Genomic DNA, 1157 nt, shown 5'->3' on the forward strand with positions numbered 1-1157 from the left:
CGACCCGGCCTCCGACCCGGGCCGCTGGCGCCCGTGGCGGTTCCGGATGTCGAACGACGTGTGGGGCACGCCCGTCGTCGAGGGCCAGCTCCTCTACGTCACCTCGTTCGAGGTCCACGCCCTCGACGTGACCAGCGGACGGCGCAGGTTCAAGACCCGCGACGTCGCCTGGACGATGGCGGTGAGCGGCGGCCGCATTCACGCCTCCGACGGATCGGGCCTGTACGCGCTGAACGCCGACGACGGCAGCGAACGCTGGCGCCTGGCCCCCGACGGCTGGGTCTACGCCCTGGCCGCCGACCGCGGCACCGTCGTCACCGCCACGCGCGGCGGTGGCGTCCAGGCGTGGGAGGCCGCCAACGGCGAGCTGCTGTGGGAGATCTCCGGCTGCCGGACGGACTTCGAGACGGCCGAGACCGGGCCCGTCGTCCACGACGGCACGGTGTTCGTCCGCGCCGACTCCCGGTTGCGCGCCCTGGAGGCCCGTACGGGCGCCGAGCGCTGGTCGTACCCGGTCGGTGACGCGGCGGCCTGCGGCGGCGTCCCCGTCCGGTTGCTGCCGGCGCCGGACGGCGCGGTGTACGTGGTCGCCGGGGCGCGGGTGCTGGCCCTGGACATCGCCCGGGGCGACCTCCGCTGGCACTTCGAGGCGCCCGCGGTCTTCCTCTCCCCGCCCGCCTTCGCGCCCGGCCCGGCCGTCACCGGGGGCGGCGTCTACCTCGCCGACTACCTCGGCACGGTCTACGCCCTGGACGCCGCCGACGGCCGCGACCGCTGGCGCATCGCCACCGAGGCCCGGCAGTCCACCGAGCCGGTCCTGGTCGCCCGGGGCGCCGTCCACCTCGGCAGCGGCCAGGCGCTCTACACCCTCGACGCGGTGACCGGCACCCCGCGCTGGCGCTTCCAGGCGGGCGGCGAGGTGATCGGCGCGCCCGTCGTCGCCGACGGCCGGGTCCACTTCGGCTCCGCCGACCACTGCCTCTACACCCTGGACGCCGTGGGCGGCCAGCTGCGCTGGAAACTGGCGACCGGCGGCGAGATCACCGGCTCGCCGGTGGTGGTCGGCGGCGTGGTGTACGCGTGCAGCAAGGACCGCTGCGTGTACGCCCTGGACGCGGCCCGGGGGACGGGACCGGCGCGGCGGGCATGAGAGCGGG

At 76.4% G+C, this 1157-nt stretch carries 1 protein-coding gene; it reads left to right on the forward strand.

The annotated features are described in order from the left end of the window. On the forward strand, positions 1-1150 hold a 1150-nt coding region (locus AC51EU_RS30665), incomplete at its 5' end, for a PQQ-binding-like beta-propeller repeat protein (RefSeq protein WP_496270356.1). Between the last annotated feature and the right edge of the window lie 7 nt (positions 1151-1157).

Source organism: Candidatus Streptomyces philanthi (assembly GCF_059553635.1).